The sequence below is a fragment of the Promicromonospora sp. NPDC090134 genome (assembly GCF_044746965.1).
GTDB lineage: Bacteria > Actinomycetota > Actinomycetes > Actinomycetales > Cellulomonadaceae > Promicromonospora.
On record NZ_JBIVCZ010000015.1, the window covers coordinates 48,550 to 68,160 of the forward strand.

The following is a 19,611-nucleotide window of genomic DNA, read 5'->3' on the forward strand; positions in this document are numbered from 1 at the left end:
TGACCTGCTGACACATTCACCCGGGCGGCAGCAGGAGCGTATCGGACCAGGTCGCGACCGCCCGGCTCCCGGGGAGTTCTACCCGCCGGAGACGCTCAGCTCCGCCTCGCGGAGCTTGGCCTCGAACTCCTCGGACAGGTCCCGGGAGTCGAGCCAGCCGTACGGCAGGTGCGGGGTCTTGGGGGAGCCGGCACGGCCGCGCGGGCCCTCGGCGTCGTCCCCGGGGTAGGGGGCGTCCAGGTCCAGGGCGTCGAGCCGCTCGCGCAGCTCGGCCAGGGTGTCGATCAGGGCGAGGGAGTGCCGCTTCTCGCCGCCCACGGCGTAGCCCTTGAGGTACCAGGCCATGTGCTTGCGCAGGTCGCGCATGGCCTTGCCCTCGTCGCCGTCGAAGTACTCGATCATGAGCTGGCCGTGCCGGTAGATCGTGTCGGCGACCTCGCGCAGGCCGGGCCGTATCCGCAGGTCCGAGCCGTTGAACGCCGCGGCGAGGTCGGCGAACAGCCAGGGGCGGCCCTGGCAGCCCCGGCCCACGACGACGCCGTCGGCACCGGTCTCCGTGACCATCCGCAGCGCGTCCTCGGCGGACCAGATGTCGCCGTTGCCGAGCACGGGCACCGTCCGCACGGCCTCCTTGAGACGCGCGATGGCCTCCCACTCGGCCTGGCCGGAGTAGTGCTGGGCGGCGGTGCGGGCGTGCAGCGCGACGGCGGCGGCGCCGAGCGACTCGGCGATCCGGCCCGCCTCCAGGTACGTCAGGTGGTCGTCGTCGATGCCCTTGCGCATCTTGACCGTCACGGGCACGCCGTGCGGCTCGGCGGCCTCGACCGCAGCCCGGACGATGTCCGTGAAGAGCTGCCGCTTCCACGGCAGGGCGGCCCCGCCGCCCTTGCGCGTCACCTTGGGCACCGGGCAGCCGAAGTTGAGGTCCACGTGGTCGGCCCGGTCCTCGCCCGCGATGATCTTCACGGCGGCACCCACGGTCGCCGGGTCCACGCCGTACACCTGCGCGGAGCGCGGCGTCTCGTCCGCGCCGAACGTGACGATCCGCAGGGCCTCGACGTTGCGCTCCACCAGCGCGCGGCTGGTGACCATCTCCGCGACGTACAGGCCCGGGTCGAACCCGGCCGACCGCCCCGCCTCGCGGCACAGGGTGCGGAAGGCGCGGTTGGTCACGCCGGCCATCGGTGCGAGCACCACGGGCGTGCCCACCGTGATGGGCCCGATCTGGAGGGGCGCGAGCACGGGCGAGCCCGGGCGCGCCGCGTCACCCGGACGGGTGGCGGCGTCGGGCAGCGGGGCGGAGCCGAGCAGGGAGGTCACGGGTCCATTCTGGCGCACGACGGCGGACACCCGCTGCGACGCGGACCACAGCCCGGTCGACGGGCGTGGCAGGAAGCCGGGTCTGACATCTTTTGCCGACTAGTTCCCCCCATGTATGTAATTGCTCTGCCGGAGCGCCGAGAGGTCGCGACGCTCCGGCAGAGGTGCAACCGGACCGTGCTCGACCGCATGGGGGTCTCGCGATGGCGCAGCAGTCGGAGAGCAGCACGCAGGGTCGCACGGCGAAGATCAGCGTGGCCACGCTCACCGCCATGGTGGTGGGCTCCATGGTCGGCGCGGGGGTCTTCTCGCTGCCCAGCCGGTTCGCGGGCGAGACCGGGGTGCTCGGGGCGCTGATCTCCTGGACGGTGGCCGGCACCGGGATGCTCATGCTCGCCTTCGTCTTCCAGCGGCTGGCGATCCGCAAGCCCGACCTCGACTCCGGGGTCTACGCGTACGCGAAGGCCGGGTTCGGCGAGTACCTCGGCTTCTTCTCGGCGTTCGGGTACTGGGCGAGCGCCTGCGTCGGCAACGTCACCTACTGGATCCTCATCATGTCCACGCTGGGCGCGGTGCTGCCCGTGCTCGGGGAGGGCGACACCCTCGTCGCGTTCGTGGCGTCCTCGGCCTGCGTGTGGCTGTTCTACCTGCTCGTGCGCCGCGGGGTGAAGGAGGCGACGGCGATCAACCGCATCGTCACCGTCGCCAAGCTGGTGCCGATCATCGTGTTCGTGCTGATCACGGCGTTCCTGCTGGACCCGCAGGTGCTCATGGACAACTTCGAGGGCTACGGCATCACCGGCCCGCTGTTCGACCAGGTCCGCGGCACCATGCTGGCCACGGTGTTCGTCTTTCTCGGCGTCGAGGGCGCGAGCGTCTACTCCCGGCACGCGCGCCGCCGGGAGGACGTCGGCCGGGCGACCGTCCTCGGCTTCCTCATGGTGCTCGCGATCTTCGCCTCCGTGACGATCGTGTCGTACGGGATCCTGCCGATGGAGGAGCTCGCCGACCTGCGCCAGCCGTCGATGGCGGGCGTGCTCGAGGCGGCCGTCGGCGGCTGGGGAGCCGTGTTCGTGAGCGTCGGTCTGATCGTGTCGGTGCTCGGTGCCTACCTCGCGTGGACCCTCATGTCGTCCGAGGTGCTGTACGTCGCGGCCAAGGACCGGGACATGCCACGGTTCCTCGCAGCGCAGGACGCGAACGACGTGCCCCGCGCGGCGCTCCTGCTGACGACCGCCCTGATCCAGGTGGTCCTGTTCATCACGCTGCTGTCGGACGACGCGTTCACCTTCGCGCTGGACCTGACCAGCGCGTTGTCCCTCATCCCGTTCCTGCTCGCCGCGGGCTACGCGCTCAAGCTGGCGCTGGGCCGCGGTGGCCCGGCAGCGGGCACCCGCACCACCGGCGACCTCGTCATCGCGGCCCTGGCCGTGCTGTACACCGCGTTCCTGCTGTTCGCGGCGGGGCTGACGTTCGTGCTGCTGTCGTTCGTGATCTACGCCCCGGCGACCATCCTGTTCGCGATGACCCGGCGTGAGCAGGGCCGGCGCGTGTTCAGCCGGGGCGAGCTGGTGATCTTCGTCGTGTCGGTGATCGGCGCGGTGATCGGCGTCGTCGCGCTCGCCACGGGCGCGATCTCCATCTGAAAGGGGCATCATGACGATCCAGAGCGGCGGGACGACCCTGCCTTCGGCGGCCTACGGCGTGCACTCGGAGGTCGGGCGCCTGCGCAAGGTGCTGGTCTGTCGGCCCGGGCTCGCCCACCGGCGCCTGACGCCCACCAACTCGGACGACCTGCTGTTCGACGACGTGCTGTGGGTGGACCGGGCGATCGAGCACCACGCCGCGTTCGTCGCGGACCTGCGGGCGCGCGACGTCGACGTGGTCGAGCTGCACGACGTCCTCGCCGCGACCCTGCGGGTACCCGGGGCCCGGGACTGGCTGCTGGACCGCAAGATCGTCCCCGGCATCGTCGGGCCGGGGCTGATCGACGCGACCCGCGGGTTCCTGGAGGGGCTGGCCCCGGAGCAGCTCGCCGAGCACCTCATCGGCGGCCTCGCGACCCACGACGTGCCGGACCTGCCGGCGGCCTACCGGTCGCTCGCCGAGTACACGCAGGACGCCCGCGAGTACCTCATGGCCCCCGTGCCCAACACGCTCTTCACGCGCGACACGACCTGCTGGCTCTACGGCGGAGTGACGCTCAACCCGCTGTACTGGCCCGCCCGGCACGACGAGACGCTGCTGATGAAGGCCGTCTACGAGTTCCACCCGGACTTCGTGGGGTCCACGGTCTGGTGGGGCGACCCGGAGACCGACCACCAGCGCGCGACGCTGGAGGGCGGGGACGTCATGCCCGTGGGCAACGGCACCGTGCTGGTGGGCATGAGCGAGCGCACGTCGCGGCAGGCGATCACGCAGGTCGCCGCGGCCCTGTTCGAGGGCGGCGCGGCGCAGCAGGTGGTCGTCGCGGGCATGCCCAAGCTGCGCTCGGCGATGCACCTGGACACCGTCATGACCTTCGCCGACGTCGACACCGTGACCGTCTACCCGCGCATCGTCGAGGCGATCCACCCGTTCGTGCTGCGGCCCGGTGCCGACGGGGAGGTGGCCGTCACGGACGAGGGCAGCACCCCGTTCCTGGACGTCGTGGCCCGCGAGACCGGCCTCGGCTCGCTGCGCGTGATCGAGACCGGCGGTGACGTCTACGAGTCCGAGCGGCAGCAGTGGGACAGCGGCAACAACGCCGTCGCGGTGGAGCCGGGCGTCGTGTTCACCTACGACCGGAACACCACCACGAACGACCTGCTGCGCAAGGCCGGCATCGAGGTCATCGAGATCACGGGCGCCGAGCTGGGGCGGGGCCGCGGAGGCGGGCACTGCATGACCTGCCCGATCATCCGCGAGCCCGCCTTCTGAGCCGGGCCCGGACGCGTCAGGCGCGCAGCCAGACCGTCGTGTCCGACGGCAGCTCGCCCGTGTCCTCGTCGAGCTCACCCGAGGCCACCAGCACCTGCGCCTCGGCGGGCAGCGCGAACGGCGACGCACCGAGGTTGGCGACCACGACGACGTCCGCCACCCGCAGGGCGACGACGTCCGGGTGGTCGGCCAGGGAGTCGACCCACGCGAGCGCGCCCGCGCCGAGGTTCTCGGCCCGGCGCAGGCCGAGCGCGGCCCGGTACATCTCGTAGGTGGAACCCTTGACGCCGTACTGCCGGTCGGCGGCGAGCTCGGCGTAGACGTCGGGCTGCGGCAGCCACGTCTTGCCCGTGGGGCCGAACCCGTTGCCGGGGGCGCCGCCGACCCACGGCAGCGGCACGCGGCAGCCGTCGCGGCCGGGCTCGGCGCCCTGGGTGCGGAAGAACGACGGGTCCTGGCGCACGTCGTCGGGCAGGGCGGTGTGGTCGGGCAGGCCGAGCTCCTCGCCCTGGTACAGGTACGCGGAGCCGGGCAGGCCGAGCATGAGCAGGGTCGCCGCGCGGGCGCGGCGCAGGCCGAGCGCGGTGTCGGGCTGCGGGTCGGTCGCGCCGATGCCGTTGAGCTGACGCCCGCCGATCTCCTCCAGGCCGAAGCGCGACGCGTGCCGCACCACGTCGTGGTTGGACAGCACCCAGGTGGTGGGCGCGCCGACGGCCTCCATGGTGCTCAGCGAGGCGTTGACGACGGTGCGCACCGTCGCCGCGTCCCACGGCGCCGTGAGGAACGAGAAGTTGAAGGCCTGGTGCATCTCGTCGGGGCGCACGTACCGGGCCAGGCGGCTCAGCGGCTCGACCCAGGCCTCGGCCACCAGGCAGCGGTCGCCGTCGTACTCGGCGAGCACCTGGTGCCAGGCGCGGTAGATGTCGTGCACGCCGTCCTGGTCGAACATCGGGCCGCGGTTGCCCGCGCCCGTGGAGCCGTCCTCGGGGGCGGCCGCGTCGGTGGCGTCCTCGGTGGCCTCCTCGACGGTGCCCTCGACCATGGCGACCTGGCCGTCCCAGTCGGGCAGGCCGGCGGCCTTGATCATGCCGTGCGCGACGTCGACGCGGAACCCGTCCACGCCCCGGTCGAGCCAGAACCGCAGCACGTCCTCGAACTCGACGCGGACCTCGGGGTTGTCCCAGTTGAGGTCGGGCTGCGTGGAGTCGAAGAGGTGCAGGTACCACTGCGGGCCGAGCGGGCCGTCGTCCGCGCGCGGGGCGAGGCGCGTCCAGGCCGGGCCGCCGAAGATGGACTGCCAGTTGTTCGGCGTCTCGTCGCCGGCCGGGCCGCGGCCGTCGCGGAACATGTACCGCTCGCGCTCGGCCGAGCCAGGGGCGGCGGCCAGCGCCTCCTGGAACCAGACGTGCTGGTCGGAGGAGTGGTTGGGCACGAGGTCGACGATGACCTTGAGGCCGCGCTCGTGGGCGCCGGCGAGCATCTCGTCGAAGTCGGCGAGCGTGCCGAACAGCGGGTCGATGTCGCGGTAGTCGGCCACGTCGTAGCCGGCGTCCTTCTGGGGCGAGCGGTAGAACGGGCTCAGCCACACGGCGTCGACGCCGAGCTGGGCCAGGTGGTCGAGCTTGGCGGTGACGCCCGGCAGGTCGCCGGTCCCGTCGCCGTTCCCGTCCGCGAACGAGCGCGGGTAGACCTGGTAGATCACCGCGTCGCGCCACCACTCGCCGCTGCCGGCGGGGGTGTGGACGGGGGCTCCGGCGGTGAGGTCGGAGGTGGTGATCGGGGCAGTGCGTGTCACGTGTCGCGTCCTCAGGGGTCGGGAAAAGGGGGCTGTAACGCTTGCTGCAAGCGTACGGGAGGAATCGCGCCCGATCGGACAGTGTGCTGCGTCAGACAGCGGCCGGTGGGCCGTCAGACAGCGGCGTGCGGCGCCGCGCCGGTCGACCCGCGCACGACCAGCTCCGGGGTGAACAGCAGCTCCGAGCGGGGCGCGCGCTCGCCGTGGATCTCGGTGAGCAGGGCGCTCACGGCGGCGTGCGCCATGTCGGCCACGGGCTGCCGCACCGTCGTCAGCGGCGGGTCGGTGAACGCCACCAGGGGCGAGTCGTCGTAGCCGACGACGCTCACGTCGTCGGGCACGGACAGGCCGCGGGCGTGCGCCGCCCGCACGGCGCCGAGCGCCATCAGGTCGGACCCGCAGACCACGGCGGTGTGCCCGGAGTCGAACAGCTCGCCGGCCGCGGCCTGGCCGCCCTCCAGCGTGTAGAGGGTGAGGCTGACGTGCCGGCGTGCCTCCTCCTCGGTGGCCGCCAGGCCGTGCCGCAGGAGCTGGGCCACGAACGCCTCGATCTTGCGCTTGGCGGGGACGAACCGGTCCGGGCCGATCGCCATGCCGATGCTGCGGTGGCCCAGAGTCACCAGGTGCCGCACCGAGAGCTCGATGCTGGCGGCGTCGTCCGGCGAGACGAACGGGGCGTCGATGCCCTCCGCGTAGCCGTTGATCAGCACGATCGGCAGGCCGCGCCCGCGCAGCCGCTGGTAGCGCTCTGTGGAGGCGCGTGTGTCGGCGTGCTTGCCGGAGACGAAGACGATGCCGTCCACGGCGTGGTCGATCAGCGTCTCGACGTACTCGTCCTCGGTGGTGCCACCCGGCGACTGGGTGCACAGCAGCGGCGTGTAGCCGCGCGACGCGAGCTGCGACTCGATGGCCTGCGCGAACGCGGGGAACACCGGGTTGGACAGCTCGGGGACCACGAGGCCGATGAGGCCGGCGGGGCGGGCGCGCAGCGCGGACGGCCGCTCGTAGCCGAGCACGTCCAGGGCGGCGAGCACCGCCTGGCGGGTCTCGCCCGCCACGCCGGGCTTGCCGTTGAGCACGCGCGACACGGTCGCGGTGGAGACCCCTGCCTGTTCGGCGAGGTCGGTCAGTCGGGTGCGCACGCCAGGCAGCCTAGGCGACATGCGGTTCCTTCGTCCTGGGTGTTTGCCGGGTGTCGGATGCCGGGTTGCAAGCGATGCTGAAACTTTATCGCAACTTCTTGCACAATCGGCAGACAGACCCGTACGGTTCGGGCATCGAAACCCAGGCCCGACGTCGGGCCGCGAACCATCGGGAGTGACGATGCGACGGAGCATCCTGACCGCCGCTGTCCTGACCACGACGCTGGCGCTGGCCGCCTGCTCGGGCGGCGCAGAGGACCAAGCAGGGGGCGAGGAGTCCGCCCCGCCGAACGGGGAGGGCAGCACCCTGACCGTGTGGGTCGACGAGACCCGCCAGGCCGCCGTCGAGGACGCGGCCACCGGCTTCGAGGAGGCCACGGGCGCGCAGGTGGAGGTGGTCCTGAAGAACTTCGAGGACATCCGCCCTGACTTCCTGGCCCAGGTGCCCACGGGCAAGGGCCCGGACATCACCGTCGGCGCCCACGACTGGCTGGGTGAGCTCACGACCAACGGCGTGGTGGCCCCGATCGAGCTCGGCGACACGGCCGACGCCTTCGAGCCGGTCTCCGTCTCGGCCTTCACGCAGGACGGCCAGGTCTACGGCCTGCCCTACGCCGTGGAGAACATCGCGCTGATCCGCAACACGGAGCTCGCGCCCGAGGCGCCCGCCACCTGGGACGACGCGATCGCGGCCGGCAAGGACGCCGGTACGAAGTACCCGCTGCTGATCCAGACCTCGACCGAGGGCGACCCCTACACGTTCTACCCGCTGCAGACGTCGTTCGGTGCCCCCGTGTTCGAGCAGAACGAGGACGGCTCGTACAAGCCGGAGCTCGCGCTGGGCGACGACGGCGGCACGGCGTTCGCCGAGTGGCTCGCGGAGCAGGGCGACGCCGGCAACCTGAGCACCGACGTCACCTACGACATCGCCGTGGCGGCCTTCGCCAAGGGCGAGTCGCCGTTCATCGTGGGCGGTCCGTGGATGCTGGAGCAGTTCGGCGACCTCGACCTGTCGATCGACCCGCTCCCGAGCGCCGGCGGCGAGCCCGCCCAGCCGTTCGTGGGCGTGGCCGGCTTCTACGTGAGCGCGCAGAGCGAGAACGCGCTGCTCGCCAACGACTTCCTGGTCAACTACATGGCCACGCCCGAGGCGCAGCTCGCGCTGTACGAGGCGGGCGACCGTCCGCCGGCCCTGATCGAGGCCGCCGACACCGCGTCCGAGGACCCGATCACCGCGGGCTTCCGCGCCGTCGGCGCCGACGCCGTCCCGATGCCGTCGCTGCCCGAGATGGGTGCCGTGTGGGCGTACTGGGGCGTGACCGAGGCCGCGATCATCTCCGGCAAGTCCGACCCGGCCAAGGCCTGGGACAAGATGGTCACCGACATCCAGGGCGAGATCGGTTGATGTACTCACCGGTGACCCGGGGCTCCGGCTGGAGCCCCGGGTTTCTCGTCAAGCTCGTCCTGATCGCCCTGGTCGACGCCCTGGGCGTCTACGCCGTGCTGGCCGCGTGGGGCGCCGAGTCCTGGGGCGTCCTCGCCGCGATGGTGGCGCTGCTGCTCGTGGCCAACTGGGCCTACTTCTCCAGGCGCGCGCTGCCGCTGAAGTACATCCTGCCGGGCCTGGCCTTCCTGCTCGTCTACCAGGTGTACGTGGTGGCCTACACCGGCTACGTCGCGTTCACCAACTACGGCGACGGGCACAACAGCACCAAGGAGCAGGCCGTCGAGGCCCTCCTGGTGCAGAACGAGCGCCGGGTCGAGGGCTCGCCCTCCTCGCCGCTGACGGTCGTGGCCGACGGCGACACGCTCGGCTTCGCCGTCGTCTCGCCCGACGGCGCCGTCCAGGCGGGCACCGCCGACCAGCCGCTGCAGTCCGTGGACGGCGCGACCGTCGACGCCGGCCGCGTCACGGCGCTGCCCGGCTACGACGTGCTGGAGTACGCCTCCGTCCTGGAGCGGCAGCAGGAGGTCACGGAGCTGCGCGTCCCCGTCTCGGACGACCCGAACGAGGGTTCGGTCCGCACGCAGGACGCCCGCACCGGCTACGTCTTCACGTCCACGCTCGAGTACGACGCGGCGTCCGACACGATGACCGACACGACCACCGGGGTGACGTACACCCCCAACGACGACGGCCAGTTCGAGGCCGCCGACGGCACCACGCTCCCCGTGGGCTGGCGCGTCCTGGTGGGGCTGGACAACTTCGTCACCGCGTTCGGCGACGACCGCTACGCCGGGCCGTTCGGCAAGATCCTGGTGTGGACGTTCGCGTTCGCCGTGCTCTCGGTCGCGTCCACGTTCCTGCTCGGCCTGTTCCTCGCGATCGCGTTCAACGACGCTCGCCTGCGCGGCCGCCGGATCTACCGGACGCTCGTGATCCTGCCGTACGCGATCCCGGGGTTCCTCGCGGCCCTGCTGTGGTCGGGCATGCTGAACCGGTCCTACGGGTTCGTCAACGAGGTGCTGCTGGGCGGGGCGTCGATCCCGTGGCTCACCGACCCGGTGCTCGCCAAGCTGGCGGTGCTGGGCGTGAACCTGTGGCTCGGCTTCCCGTACATGTTCCTGATCTGCACGGGCGCGCTGCAGTCGCTGCCGACCGACGTGCTGGAGGCCGCGAAGATCGACGGCGCCGGCCGCTGGCGCACGTGGCGGTCCATCACGCTGCCGCTGCTCCTGGTCGCGACGGCGCCGCTGCTCATCTCGTCGTTCGCGTTCAACTTCAACAACTTCACGCTGATCTACATGCTCACGGGCGGCGGCCCGCGGTTCGACGACGCCTCGGTGCCGCTGGGGCACACCGACATCCTCATCTCGATGGTGTACTCGGTCTCCGGGCTCGACGGCACGGCGGCCAAGGACTACGGCCTGGCCAGCGCCCTGTCGATCGTCATCTTCGTGGTGGTCGCGACCATCTCCGCCCTCGCGTTCCGGCGCACCCGATCGCTCGAGGAGATCGCCTGATGAACTCCAGGACAGCACACGTCGCCCGGCGTCCCGGACAGCGCGCCCGCTGGTTCTCCGAGATCGGCTGGCGCCACCTCGTGGGCATCCTCGCCGTGGCCTACGCGGGCTTCCCGCTGGTCTACGTCATCTCGGCCTCCCTGGCCGACGGCGGCACGCTCACCGGCTCGAACGAGCTGTTCGCGTCGGTGTCGGGGGCCAACTACGTGGCGCTCGGCGGCACGCGGTTCTGGACCTGGATGGCCAACACCCTGGTGGTGGCGGTCGCGACGGGCGCCGGGACGGTGCTCATGGGCGCGGCGGCCGCGTACGCCTTCTCGCGGTTCCGGTTCAGCGGACGGCGGGTGGGGCTCACCGCCCTGCTCGTGATCCAGATGTTCCCGCAGATGCTCGCCTTCGTGGCGATCTTCCTGCTGCTCATCTCGCTCGGGAACGTCGTGCCCGGCCTGGGCCTGGACTCCAAGCTCTCGCTGATCTGCGTGTACCTGGGCGGCGCGCTCGGCGTGAACACGTTCCTCATGTACGGGTTCTTCAACACCGTGCCGCGTGAGATCGACGAGGCCGCGAAGATCGACGGCGCCTCGCACGCCCAGATCTACTGGACCATCGTGCTGCGCCTGACCGCGCCGATCCTCGCCGTGGTGGGCCTGCTCAGCTTCATCAGCACGTTCGGCGAGTTCATCATCGCGCGCGTGCTGCTGCAGTCGGAGGACAACTGGACGCTCGCCGTGGGCCTCTACGGCTGGGTGTCGTCTCTCCAGGACGCCAACTGGGGCCTGTTCACCGCGGGCGCCGTCGTCTCGGCGCTGCCGGTGCTCGCGCTGTTCCTGTTCCTGCAGAAGTACATCGTGGGCGGGCTGACGGCGGGCTCCGTCAAGGGGTGACCAGCCGGCGGTGCAGGGCGATCGCCGACAGGTCCGTCAGCGAGGCGACCTGGTCCACCACCACGCGCAGGCGCGCGGCGTCGTCGGGCGCCGCGCGCCAGTCCGCGGCGAGCGGCGGCTCCAGCTCGTCCGGGCCGCGGTCGGCCAGCACACGCACCAGGTCGGTCAGGATCTCCCGCTCCCGCAGGTAGCGGGGCTCCTGGCCGCGCGGGGCCATCACGTAGGCCACCGCGATGCCCTTGAGCGCGAGGATCTCGTGCTCGGTCTCGTCGGGCACCACGAGCCGCGCGGCGTACCGCGTCAGCGCCCCGTCGCCGTACTCGGCGCGGGTGGCGTCGATCGCCGCGCCGATGAACCGGCCGATGAGCTGGCTCGTCATGTCCTTGAGCGAGGCCAGCGAGCCGCGCGAGCCGTCGAAGGCCCGCACCAGGTGGCCCTCGCCGCGCAGGTACTCCTGCAGCCGCCCGATCGCGGCGTCGACGGCGTCGGCCCGGTACCACTCGCCGTACCAGGACCGCACGAACTCGGCCACGCGCGCCCGCTCGTCGGCGTCCGCCATGAGGTCCAGGTCGATGCGGCCGGCCACCACGCCGTCCTCGACGTCGTGCACGGAGTAGCTGATGTCGTCGGCGAGGTCCATGACCTGCGCCTCCAGGCACTTCACGCCGTCCGGCGCGTCCTTGCGCAGCCACGTGAACACGGGCAGGTCGTCGGGGTAGACGCCGAACTTGCGGCTGGCCGTGCCGTCGGGCCGGGCGGGGCCGGCGCCGTACGCCCACGGGTACTTGACGCTCGCGTCGAGGCTGGCCCGGGTCAGGTTGAGGCCCGCGGGGACGCCGTCGAACCCGATCACCTTGGGCTCCAGCCGCGTGAGCAGGCGCAGGGTCTGGGCGTTGCCCTCGAAACCGCCGATCGGCTCGGCGATCTCGGCCAGCGCCGTCTCGCCGTTGTGCCCGAAGGGCGGGTGCCCCAGGTCGTGGGTGAGGCAGGCGGTGTCGACGACGTCGGGGTCGCAGCCCAGGGAGCGGCCCATGCCGCGGCCCACCTGGGCGACCTCCAGGGAGTGGGTCAGGCGGGTGCGCACGAAGTCGTCGTGCCCCGCGCCGAGCACCTGGGTCTTGGCGCCGAGCCGGCGCAGCGCGGAGGAGTGCACCACACGCCCGCGGTCGCGTTCGAAGGGGGTCCGGGCCTGCGACTTGGGCGGTTCGGTCACCCAGCGCTCGACGTCCTGCGCGCTGTACGACGGCGGGATGCTCTTCCCGAGGGCTTGCTCCACGCCCGCCACTCTAGTCACGCGGTCCGACATCCCGGAATCACGCGGTCCGCGGAGGTCCCGGGGGAGCGGCCGGTGCCGTCGCCGGCGGAGGCAGGTTCCTGCCTCCGCCGCGCAGCGCTACTTGTTGTTGCTGTACCAGCTCAGGCCACCGGGGAGGTTGATGGAGTGCTTCTTGGTCTTGGAGTTCCAGGTCCACGGACCCACCTTGAAGCTCATCGACGACAGGCCCCGCTGCGTGATGTTGAACTTGAGCGGTCCGAGCGCCAACCGCTTGCGATACCTGATTCCCATGATGCTTGTCTTCCTCCCTGAGTCGGGCAAAGCGTACCGAACCGCGCTAGTCCGGCAAACCAAACCAGGGAGTTGTCAGACGTACAGGTCCCTCGGGTGACCCGCACGTCTGACACGTCAGTCGCGGGCCGACATCCAGGCGTCGCTCGCGCGCTGGACGTCGTCCGGGGTGACCGACTCGGCGACCGTCACGAAGTACCAGCGGTGGCCGAACGGGCAGCGCACCGCGGCCTGTCGGAAGCCCTCGAACCAGTCGGCGGGCTCGGCCAGGCTGCTCGCGCCGGCCTCGATCGCGCGGGCGTACGCCGCGTCGGTGTCCTCGACCGGGATCGTGAAGCTCGCGTGCGTCGGTCCGCCCGGCTCGGGCGCCGCCGAGTCGGGCGGGAAGGCGCCCGCGACGGTGAAGGTCGACTCGCCCGCGGCGGACCGCAGGACCAGGTCGGAGTGGATCACGGCGTCGCCCGCCGTGATCACGTCGAGCGTCTCGGCCCCCAGCGCGGCCTCGTAGAAGGCGATGGCGGCGCGGGCGTCGGACACGGCGATGTTGGGGTGCAGGGCTGAGTTCCTCATGTGATCGATGCTGGCCCGGCCCGGATGTGCCAGTCTTGGAAGAATGCGACAGGTGTTCGACGGCGGCCCCGCCGTCACGCAGGCGCTCGAGACCGGCCCCACGCTCGGCATAGTGAACCCCACGGGGGCGCGCGACCGGTTCGCGCTGGCGCGCGTCGAGCCGGCCCCGGACCTCGCCGACCTCGTGGACTGGCACTGGGTGATCACCTGGGACCTGCCGCCCGGCGTCACGTTCACGCAGGCCGTGGTGCCCCACCCGGTGGGCCAGGTCGTCGCGGAGGACGTCGGGTTTCTCGCCTATGCCATGCCCGCCGTCGCCGTCGACCGGCGCACCCTGTCCGGCTCGGGCGGCGTCGTCGGCACCAAGCTGCGCCCCGGCGGCTACCGCGCCCTGCTGGGGCTCACCCACCCGGGCGAGCGCGGCGCCGTCGGGCCCGCCACGATCCTCGGCCCGACGGCGTCGCTCGCCTGCGAACAAGCCCTCGCCCAGGCGTCGGCCGGGCAGCCGGACGCCGCCGTCCGCACCGTCACCCCGCTGCTGCGGGCCGCGGCGGAGCGCACCCGCACGGCCCGCTCCGCGGCGGCGCTGACCGCCCTGCGCGAGGCGTTCGCCGTGATCGCCGACGCTGTCCCGGGAACGTCCGTCACGGCGCTCGCCGACCGGGTCGGCAGTACGCCGCGCTCCCTGCAGCGCCTGTTCGCCGACTGGGTGGGGGTGAGCCCCAAGTGGGTGCTGCAGCGGCACCGGGTGCACCTCGCCGCCGAGCTGCTGGGCCGCGACCCGGAGCTGGACCTGGCGGGGCTGGCCGCCGCCGTCGGCTACTACGACCAGGCGCACTTCACGGGAGACTTCGTCCGGGCCGTCGGCGTGCCGCCGGGGGAGTACGCCCGGACGTGCCGCGGGGGCGCCCGGCAGCGGGCATAGAATTCCGACGTGGCCGGGCTGATCAGACGCGAGGATGTGGACCAGGTCCGCGAGCGCGCGCGGATCGACGAGATCGTCTCGGCGCACGTGACCCTGAAGCCCGCGGGCGTGGGCGCGCTGGTGGGGCTGTGCCCCTTCCACGACGAGCGCAGCCCCAGCTTCAACGTGCGGCCCAGCGTGGGTCGGTACCACTGCTTCGGGTGCGGCGAGGGCGGCGACGTCATCGAGTTCGTCATGAAGATGGATGGGCTGAGCTTCACCGAGGCCATCGAGTACCTCGCGGGCAAGACCGGCGTGCAGCTGCGCTACGAGGAGGGCGGCGCCGCCCGCCCGCGCGAGGAGCCGGGCCGGCGTCAGCGGCTGCTGGACGCGCACCGCGTGGCCGCGGAGTTCTACGCCGAGCAGCTCATGGGGCCGGACGCGTCGGCGGCGCGCACGTTCCTCGCGGAGCGCAGCTTCGACCGGTCCGACGCCGAGCTGTTCGGTGTCGGGTTCGCGCCCAAGGGCTGGGACGCGTTGCAGCGGCACCTCCAGGGCCGGGGCTTCACGCAGGCGGAGCTGGTCGCGAGCGGGCTGATGTCCCAGGGGCATCGCGGCATCTACGACCGGTTCCGCGGCCGGGTCATGTGGCCCATCCGGGACGTGACGGGGGCCGTGATCGGGTTCGGCGCGCGGCGCCTGTTCGAGGACGACCAGGGCCCCAAGTACCTCAACACCCCCGAGACCAGCCTCTACAAGAAGTCGCACGTGCTGTACGGGATCGACCTCGCCAAGCGGGAGATCGCCAAGGGCAAGCGCGTGGTGGTGGTCGAGGGGTACACGGACGTCATGGCGGCGCACCTGTCGGGCGTGACGACGGCGGTCGCCACGTGTGGCACGGCCTTCGGCGCCGATCACGCCAAGGTGGTGCGGCGCCTGCTCGGCGACACGACGGCGGGTGGCGGCATGCAGCTCGCGTCCGGCGGGACCGTGGGCGGCGAGATCATCTTCACGTTCGACGGCGACGCCGCCGGGCAGAAGGCCGCCGAGCGCGCCTACGGCGAGGACCAGCGGTTCTTCGCGCAGACGTACGTGGCCGTCGCGGACGACGGCATGGACCCGTGCGACCTGCGCATGGCCAGGGGCCCGGAGGCGGTGCGCGCGCTGGTCGACGGCCGCAAGCCGCTGTTCGCCTTCGTGATCCAGGCCAAGATCAAGCAGTTCGACCTGAACACGGTGGAGGGCCGCGTGTCCGCCGTGCGGGCGGCGGCGCCCGAGATCGTGGGCATCCGCGACCGCAGCCAGCGCGACGGGTACATGCGCCAGGTCGCGGGCTGGATCGGCACGGAGATCGACGAGGTGCGCCGCGAGGTGGCCCGCGCGGCGTCGACGCCGTCCCAGCGGCGTCCGGCCGACGGCGCGCGGCCGGCCTCCGGCGCGACCCCGGTGGCCGACGGCGGCCGTCCGGCGTCGGGCGCCGCGCCGCGCCTGCCCGCCCCCGACCCGCGGGACCCCGTGGCGCGCGACGAGCGCCTCGCGCTCGTCGCGGTGCTGCAGTACCCGCAGCACGTGCCGGCGTCGTTCGACGACCTCGGCGAGGACGCGTTCGCGGTGCCGGCCTGGCGTGCGGTGCACGCCGCGATCCGGGCGGCCGGGGGAGCGGCCGCCGGGCGCGAGCTGTCCGCCGCGCAGTGGGTCGCCGCTGTGCTGGAGCAGTCGTCCGAGTCGGTGGCGATCGTCGTCACCCAGCTCTCCGTGGCGTCACTCCCGGAGGACCGGGAGGCGGCCGTCGCGGCGTTCGTGGAGGGCGTGGTGCGCCGCGTCGTCGACCTGGGTCTCAAGCGCCGGGTCGACGACGCGCGCAGCCGCCTGCAGCGGCTCGACCCCGCCGACGCCGAGACCTACAACTCCGCGTTCGCCGAGCTCCTGGCGATCGAGAGCGAGCGAAGGGCGCTCCGCGAGAGCGCGTAGGGCAGATCGTCAGGCCGCCTGCGGCGCCGGGTGGTCGCGGCCCAGCAGCTCGGCGTCCAGCGACACGGCGGCCATCTGGCCCGACGCCGCCGCCATGAGCACCGAGGCCAGCGGCCCCGGCATCGCCGACGTGTGCGCCATGTCGCCCGCCGCGAACACCCCGGGCAGGCTGGTGCGGGCCATCGCGTCGACCTCGACGGCGCCCGACGGCAGCAGGGTCAGGCCGAGCTGCTGCGCGAACGGCGCGCGCTGGCCGAACTCGGCGGCGACGAAGATGCCGCCCACCTCCTCGTCCGGGCCGTCGGCGAACCGGACGGTGGCGCCGTCCGCGCTGCGGACCAGCTCCTTGACGGGCTCGGGCCGCACGGCCACCCCGGCGTCGGCCAGCAGGGCGCGGGTGTCCGGGTCGAGGTCGCCGCCGTCGGCCAGGACGGTCAGGCGGTTCGCGATCCGCTCCAGCAGGAACGCGACCCGGGACACGTGCGGGCCGCTGCCGAGCACCGCGACCGGCTTGCCGCTCAGCTCGTGCCCGTGGCAGTAGGGGCAGACGGCCGCGACGGTGCCGAACAGGGGCTCCAGGCCGGGGACGGCGGGGAGGGTGTCACGCAGCCCGGTCGCGAGCACCACGGCGCGGGCCGGGACGGCGTCGGCGCCCAGCTCCACCCGGAACCCGTCGCCGTCCGGCACGACGGCGGTCGCGGCGTCCTCGCGAACGGTCACGGTCGCGTACGCGGCGAGCTCGGCGCGGGCCACGGCACGGAACTCGGCCGGGGGCCGGCCGTCGTTGGTCACCACGTTGTGCATGTGCTCGGCGGTGGCGTTGCGGTACTCGCCGGAGTCGAGGAGCAGCACGCGCCGGTGCATCCGGCCGAGCGTGAGCGCGGCCTGCAGGCCGGCGGGGCCGCCGCCGATCACGACGGCGTCGTAGGAGGTCAGGGGGTCTGTGGCGGACATGGCAGGGCTCCGTTTCCCGGTACGTCTTGCGGTACCACCCCAGGATGTGACTTCATGTCGACATGAAGTCAAGCGAGACCTGGTCGGTCGGCGAGACGGCCCGGCGGTTCGGCCTGGAGACCCACGTCCTGCGGTACTGGGAGGACGAGAACCTGCTGCGCCCGGTGCGCGACGGCGCCGGCCGCCGGCGTTACGGGCGCGACGACGTGGTGCGGGTGGGTGTCATCGTGCGCAGCAAGGCGGCGGGCATGACCCTGGAGCAGGTGCGCGTCATGCTCGACGCCGGGGCGGCCGACCGGCACCGCGTGCTGGAGGCGCACATCGCGGACCTCGACCGCCGGATGGCCGACATGGCGGCGTCCCGGGCGATGACCGAGCACGCGCTGCAGTGCCGGGCGCACGACATCGCCACCTGCCCCCGTTTCCGCGAGCACGTGCAGGACGTGCTCGACGGCGTGCGGGAGGGGTTCGTGGTCACGCGGACGGCGTGACCCGTCACGCGGGCTGCGTGAGCCTCGGGTTGTCGCGGGGGAGCAGCAGCACCGTCACGATCATCACCGCGGCGCAGGCCACGACGCACCAGAAGACCAGGTGCATGGCGTTCGCCAGCCCCGCCCCCTCGGGCGTGCCGTCCGCGCCGACGACGGTCAGGGCGTTGACGACCGCGCCGAGCGCGGCCACGCCGACGGCCTGCCCGATCGACCGGGCGAACATGTTGGTGGCGGTCACCGCGCCGCGCTCGCCCCAGCCCACGCTGTGCTGGGCGGCGAGCAGGGTGGGCACGGCCACCAGGCCCATGCCGAGCCCGATGACGAACACGGCGGCGGAGATCTGCCAGACGGCGGCGTCGGCGTCGAGCAGGAGCGTGAGCAGTGCCCCCGCCAGCACCACCACGGAGCCGATCGTGCTGGTCCAGCGGAACCCGATCGCCAGGTAGACGCGCCCCGACAGCGTGGCCGCGATGGGCCAGCCGAGCGTGAGCGCGGCCAGCGCGAACCCGGCCACCAGCGGCCCGACGCCGAGCACGCCCTGCGCGTAGATCGGGATGTAGGTGGACAGGCCGAGCGTGATGACGCCGACCATCAGCGACGCCGCCGTCGACGCGCCCACCACCCGGCGGCGCAGCAGCCGCAGGTCGAAGATCGGGTGGGCGGTGCGCCGGGCGGACACGGCGAACGCGACGAGCAGCGCCACGGCCGCGACGAAGATGACGATCGACTGCGCCGAGGCCCAGCCCCAGGCGTGGCCGCCCTCCAGCAGGCCAAGCACCAGCAGCGTGCTGCCGGCGGTGAGCAGCACGGCGCCCACGTAGTCGACGGGCTGGCGCTCGCCGTCGCGCTCCTTCTCGTGGAACTTGAGCCAGATCGCCAGGAGGGCCACGGCACCGATCGGCACGTTGACCCAGAAGATCCAGCGCCAGCTCACGAACTGGCTGAACACGCCGCCGAGGGTGGGGCCGAGCACCGAGGAGACGGCCCACACGCTGGCCATGTAGCCCTGCGTCTTGGCGCGCTCCGCGAGCGTGTAGATGTCGCTGGCGATCGTCATGGACATCGGCAGGATCGCGCCGGCGCCCAGGCCCTGCAGCACCCGGAACCAGATCAGGGCCGGCATGCTCCAGGCCACGGCGCACAGCACGGAGCCGAGCAGGAACAGTGCGATGCCCGCGAGGATCACGCGCTTGCGGCCGAACACGTCGGCCAGCCGCCCGTAGACCGGGACCGTCACGGCCTGGGCCAGCGTGTACGCGGAGAACAGCCACGGGACCTGCTCGAACGCGCCGAGCTCGCGCGCGATCGTGGTCGAGGCGGTCGCGAGGATCGTGGCGTCGAGCGCCACGAGCGCCGTGGCGAGCATGAGCGCGCCGAGGATCGGACCACGGTCGCCGCGCAGGCCGAGCCGCGTGTCGGTGGTGCCGGTGGACGTCGCGGTCATGCCTGGGGTTCCGGGGTGTGCTGCACGACACGTACAAGGTTGCCCGGGGCAGCCCCTATTCCCGATCGGTCGCGGTCTTATTCCCGACCTCGGCCTTGCCGGTTGCCCGGCCAGCCCTCCGGGAGCGGGTCGCGTCCGGCGTCGGGCACCACGTCGGCCAGGCGGCCGAGCGTCGCGAAGAACGCCCCGACGCCGGCCTCGCCGTCGCCGATCGCGGCCCGCAGTGCCCGGTCGAACTCGATCGCCGCCGACTTGAGCCGGCGGAAGAGCGCCTCTCCGTCGGCGGTGACCTCGATGCGCTGCACCCGGCGGTTGGTCTCCTGGCGGCTGCGCACGATCAACCCCTTGTCCTCCATGCCGCGCAGGTGGTGCGTGAGCGTGGCCTCCCGGATGCCGACGGCGTGGGCGAGCTCGCGCTGGGTGGCGGGCGTGCCCTGGTGCAGGGCGAGCAGGATGTGCCAGACCTGCCAGCTCGCGCCCTGCTCGGAGAGCTGCGCGTCGAACGCGCGCATGACGCGGTGCACGGACTGCCACATGGCCACCGCGACCGGCACGGGGCCGGCCTGGCCCGGGTTCACCCCCGCAGCGGGGCCGTCTGGATCGCCGCCGGGCCGTCCGCTTGGTTGCATGGACGCAGGATAGTTCGGCCGTCCCCGAAATGCATTGACGCCTAATCCTTAGATGCC

17 protein-coding genes are annotated in these 19,611 nt (G+C 72.6%); 8 read left to right on the forward strand and 9 right to left on the reverse strand.

Features of this window, described 5'->3' with window-relative positions; translation table 11 throughout:
- Window positions 1–78: 78 nt before the first annotated feature.
- Entirely contained in the window at window positions 79–1,320 is a 1,242-nt protein-coding gene (gene dusB / locus ACIPN7_RS28105; RefSeq protein ID WP_400550216.1) for a tRNA dihydrouridine synthase DusB, read from the reverse strand.
- A 203-nt stretch (window positions 1,321–1,523) separates the two neighbouring features.
- Between dusB and ACIPN7_RS28110 the strand changes: the two genes are divergently transcribed.
- Together ACIPN7_RS28110 and ACIPN7_RS28115 are read left to right on the forward strand one after the other, a co-directional pair.
- Entirely contained in the window at window positions 1,524–2,966 is a 1,443-nt protein-coding gene (locus ACIPN7_RS28110) for a basic amino acid/polyamine antiporter (RefSeq protein WP_400550218.1), read from the forward strand.
- A 10-nt stretch (window positions 2,967–2,976) separates the two neighbouring features.
- Window positions 2,977–4,239 carry an arginine deiminase gene (locus ACIPN7_RS28115; RefSeq protein WP_400550220.1) on the forward strand — a complete coding sequence of 421 codons (1,263 nt, stop codon included), beginning with the start codon at window positions 2,977–2,979 and terminating at the stop codon, window positions 4,237–4,239.
- Window positions 4,240–4,255: 16 nt separating this feature from the next.
- Here the strand turns inward: ACIPN7_RS28115 and ACIPN7_RS28120 are convergent, their stop codons facing one another.
- Complete coding sequence (locus tag ACIPN7_RS28120; protein ID WP_400550222.1) at window positions 4,256–6,034, reverse strand: glycoside hydrolase family 13 protein; 1,779 nt, start codon at window positions 6,032–6,034, stop codon at window positions 4,256–4,258.
- A gap of 113 nt (window positions 6,035–6,147) precedes the next feature.
- Window positions 6,148–7,197 carry a LacI family DNA-binding transcriptional regulator gene (locus tag ACIPN7_RS28125; RefSeq protein WP_400550224.1) on the reverse strand — a complete coding sequence of 350 codons (1,050 nt, stop codon included), beginning with the start codon at window positions 7,195–7,197 and terminating at the stop codon, window positions 6,148–6,150.
- A gap of 160 nt (window positions 7,198–7,357) precedes the next feature.
- On the opposite strand from ACIPN7_RS28125, the gene ACIPN7_RS28130 reads away from it, so the two are divergent.
- Genes ACIPN7_RS28130 through ACIPN7_RS28140 form a run of 3 tightly spaced genes read left to right on the forward strand, consistent with a single transcriptional unit; the run spans window position 7,358 to window position 11,024 of the window.
- Window positions 7,358–8,581 (forward strand): extracellular solute-binding protein, encoded by a 1,224-nt coding sequence (locus ACIPN7_RS28130; protein WP_400550226.1) that lies wholly within the window; start codon window positions 7,358–7,360, stop codon window positions 8,579–8,581.
- Window positions 8,581–10,140 carry an ABC transporter permease subunit gene (locus ACIPN7_RS28135; RefSeq protein ID WP_400550228.1) on the forward strand — a complete coding sequence of 520 codons (1,560 nt, stop codon included), beginning with the start codon at window positions 8,581–8,583 and terminating at the stop codon, window positions 10,138–10,140. Before ACIPN7_RS28130 ends, ACIPN7_RS28135 begins: the two co-directional genes overlap by 1 nt.
- Window positions 10,140–11,024 carry a sugar ABC transporter permease gene (locus ACIPN7_RS28140; protein ID WP_400550230.1) on the forward strand — a complete coding sequence of 295 codons (885 nt, stop codon included), beginning with the start codon at window positions 10,140–10,142 and terminating at the stop codon, window positions 11,022–11,024. Before ACIPN7_RS28135 ends, ACIPN7_RS28140 begins: the two co-directional genes overlap by 1 nt.
- Here ACIPN7_RS28140 and ACIPN7_RS28145 read toward each other — a convergent pair.
- The 3 genes from ACIPN7_RS28145 to ACIPN7_RS28155 all read right to left on the reverse strand — a co-directional run bounded on the left by ACIPN7_RS28145 (window position 11,014) and on the right by ACIPN7_RS28155 (window position 13,161).
- The gene (locus ACIPN7_RS28145) at window positions 11,014–12,309 is read right to left on the reverse strand and encodes a deoxyguanosinetriphosphate triphosphohydrolase (RefSeq protein WP_400550328.1); all 1,296 of its coding nucleotides are present in this window, start codon (window positions 12,307–12,309) and stop codon (window positions 11,014–11,016) included. The two genes, ACIPN7_RS28140 and ACIPN7_RS28145, sit on opposite strands and share 11 nt — an antisense overlap.
- Window positions 12,310–12,417: 108 nt before the next feature.
- Complete coding sequence (locus ACIPN7_RS28150; protein WP_285107395.1) at window positions 12,418–12,591, reverse strand: DUF4236 domain-containing protein; 174 nt, start codon at window positions 12,589–12,591, stop codon at window positions 12,418–12,420.
- 117 nt (window positions 12,592–12,708) lie between these two features.
- Window positions 12,709–13,161, reverse strand: coding sequence for a VOC family protein (locus tag ACIPN7_RS28155; protein WP_377232328.1), 453 nt, complete (start codon window positions 13,159–13,161; stop codon window positions 12,709–12,711).
- A 43-nt stretch (window positions 13,162–13,204) separates the two neighbouring features.
- On the opposite strand from ACIPN7_RS28155, the gene ACIPN7_RS28160 reads away from it, so the two are divergent.
- Window positions 13,205–14,086, forward strand: coding sequence for a helix-turn-helix domain-containing protein (locus ACIPN7_RS28160; protein ID WP_400550233.1), 882 nt, complete (start codon window positions 13,205–13,207; stop codon window positions 14,084–14,086).
- Between the two features lie 9 nt (window positions 14,087–14,095).
- Window positions 14,096–16,036: a DNA primase gene (dnaG, locus tag ACIPN7_RS28165; protein WP_400550235.1), complete on the forward strand. Its 1,941-nt coding sequence runs from the start codon at window positions 14,096–14,098 to the stop codon at window positions 16,034–16,036.
- A 9-nt stretch (window positions 16,037–16,045) separates the two neighbouring features.
- On the opposite strand, the gene ACIPN7_RS28170 is transcribed toward dnaG, so the two are convergent.
- Window positions 16,046–16,990, reverse strand: coding sequence for an NAD(P)/FAD-dependent oxidoreductase (locus tag ACIPN7_RS28170; protein WP_400550237.1), 945 nt, complete (start codon window positions 16,988–16,990; stop codon window positions 16,046–16,048).
- A gap of 62 nt (window positions 16,991–17,052) precedes the next feature.
- Between ACIPN7_RS28170 and ACIPN7_RS28175 the strand changes: the two genes are divergently transcribed.
- Window positions 17,053–17,481 carry a MerR family transcriptional regulator gene (locus tag ACIPN7_RS28175; protein WP_400550239.1) on the forward strand — a complete coding sequence of 143 codons (429 nt, stop codon included), beginning with the start codon at window positions 17,053–17,055 and terminating at the stop codon, window positions 17,479–17,481.
- 4 nt (window positions 17,482–17,485) lie between these two features.
- Here the strand turns inward: ACIPN7_RS28175 and ACIPN7_RS28180 are convergent, their stop codons facing one another.
- Window positions 17,486–18,925: an MDR family MFS transporter gene (locus ACIPN7_RS28180; protein WP_400550241.1), complete on the reverse strand. Its 1,440-nt coding sequence runs from the start codon at window positions 18,923–18,925 to the stop codon at window positions 17,486–17,488.
- Window positions 18,926–19,002: 77 nt separating this feature from the next.
- Window positions 19,003–19,554, reverse strand: coding sequence for a MarR family winged helix-turn-helix transcriptional regulator (locus ACIPN7_RS28185; RefSeq protein ID WP_400550243.1), 552 nt, complete (start codon window positions 19,552–19,554; stop codon window positions 19,003–19,005).
- Window positions 19,555–19,611: the final 57 nt, after the last annotated feature.